The sequence below is a fragment of the Pseudomaricurvus alkylphenolicus genome (assembly GCF_011683955.1).
Taxonomy (GTDB): domain Bacteria; phylum Pseudomonadota; class Gammaproteobacteria; order Pseudomonadales; family Cellvibrionaceae; genus Pseudomaricurvus; species Pseudomaricurvus alkylphenolicus.
The window spans coordinates 1-1,946 of record NZ_JAAQPI010000054.1 but is presented as its reverse complement, the minus strand read 5'-3'; the positions used below and the strand labels follow the sequence as shown (position 1 = coordinate 1,946).

Here is a 1,946-nt window from a genome sequence, read left to right as displayed (position 1 = left end):
ACCGGTATTTCTTCCTGATCATGAACACCACTTTTGCTACCGTGCAATTGATACGAAACACTAACGTAATGATCATGAAAATCAGCTCTAACACCAACAATCTGTGTTAAATCACCCTTCTTCCAATAGTACTTATCCTCAGCACCAGGGACAGGATTATCAGTTTTAAAAATAAACTGAAGCCCCAATAGAGAATCCAAACCACAATCGTTAATCATCATAAAAAACCTCCTTTTTTTTGCATCAAAAAGCTGACCACAGAATTAAGACCTCTATCACGAAGCCAGGACTCAACACCATCAAAACCTTCAGTTTCAGCAAGATCTAGAATGTAAGACCTTGCATCCAACTCTACAATTCTCGACCAAGCAAAATGCTCCAAACTAATCACCAGCTCCGATTCTTCAGCATCAGACTCAGCAATCTGCTCATCGCTTTCTTCCTCGCAAAGACAACGTTTTTTCAGTCCTTGCGACCAAAAAACCGAAGCTCTACCCTTGAAAGCAAGAGAATATTCATTGAATAATTCTCCGGCTTTCCTATCTCCACTTCCGTATAAAGACGCCAGCTGAAACGGATGCAAAAGCTCTTTTGAAGCCTTAGAAAGTGGATTGGTAAGCTCCCTATCCACACCCCAGCCCAAATATTTTTTATCATCCTGCTTGGCCAAATAATCCGAAGTAGTAGCGTTGTCTTTAACGTCTACAGCGTGAATTCTGAAAGACCTAACTTTCCCCCTGGGAAGAAGCCCATATTTACGGCAAGCCGCCTCCCATCGACGCAGCACTTCGTGCTTTAGCGCCGCTGCATCGGCACAGGCGTCTACGATCCAAAGTTCATGAGTGTGGTTATGCCATCCGTTGGATCCATAAAGGGTCTCGAGTGCCCTGATAACCCCCTGAAGACTGTAGTCTGACTTAATCCTCTGCCAAACCTTGCCAGACCTGAGGTACTTAAGAGCCTTTGCGAAGCTGCCTAGAAGGTCAGAGCAGGTTTGATAGGCATAATGGGGAGTGGTGAAGGAAACCATGACCACCTTAAACCCGCTGCTATATGCCCAGGAAACGCCCTGAGAGATCTCCTGACGCCTTTTCTCCATAATCTTGACCGAGCACACCGGACAGTCCCAAACGCTGCCACAGGACGTCACATTGCGATAGAAAGCCTTTAAGTGGACAACATCCCTCATAACATCGACGGTAGGCTTAACCCTAACCCTATGGCATTTCACCACCCTACGAAGCTTGTTATAAACCTCGAAATTGGGGTTATCAGGATCAAAGTCAGATTTAGCAATAATCAGCTTGCGAATGACGTTTTGAAGAGAGTATCGATCTGCCCGGAGGCCGCGTGAGACGTGGCTTTCAGGGTGTTCAGTAGTGGCCTGGGGTGAAGAAGATTTCGTGTTTATACCTAGGGGCTCTCCGAGCCCACTAGAACCAGCCCCCAAACAGGGTATAATTCCATTCATATCACAGGTTCCTTATCAACCTTGTGGTATTCCTAAAACCCTCGGAGATTGCCGTCTCCGGGGGTTTGTTATTTAAGTTCCGTGACAATCCTATCCAGCTATCAAGGACACCGCAAGAACAACCGAGTGAGAAAGCAATTTGCTATCAAACCGACCTGAACCACCTAGACCAGGTCAAGCTTTTGCTATCACAAATCATCAACCTTACTGACAAGACTAGGCCTAGCAATCTTCCTAAGAACCAGCAACCGAGCATCAGCACTTTTAGCAACAAGCCCTTCACGGATCGCAGATCTGATAGAAGCACGAGCTTTAGACTCATCCCCCAGAGAAGCCACAAACAGACGCCACATGTAATCATCCAACGATACCGAGACCCGAACACCACCCTTACCCTTACCATCAACAACCATAACAACCTCCAAAGAAAAGCATAAACAATTATGACACATAAATAATTATGACACATAAATAA

3 protein-coding genes are annotated in these 1,946 nt (G+C 45.5%); all 3 read right to left on the bottom strand.

Going from position 1 to position 1,946, the window contains the following annotated elements; all coding sequences use genetic code 11:
• A partial coding sequence (locus HBA55_RS37050; protein ID WP_167001261.1) for a hypothetical protein occupies positions 1–221 on the bottom strand: 221 nt, incomplete at its 3' end.
• A complete protein-coding gene (locus HBA55_RS37045; RefSeq protein WP_167001259.1) occupies positions 218–1,471 on the bottom strand; it encodes a hypothetical protein in 1,254 nt (417 codons plus the stop codon). The genes HBA55_RS37050 and HBA55_RS37045, both read right to left, overlap by 4 nt.
• A 188-nt stretch (positions 1,472–1,659) precedes the next feature.
• A complete protein-coding gene (locus HBA55_RS37040; RefSeq protein WP_167001257.1) occupies positions 1,660–1,884 on the bottom strand; it encodes a hypothetical protein in 225 nt (74 codons plus the stop codon).
• Positions 1,885–1,946: the final 62 nt, after the last annotated feature.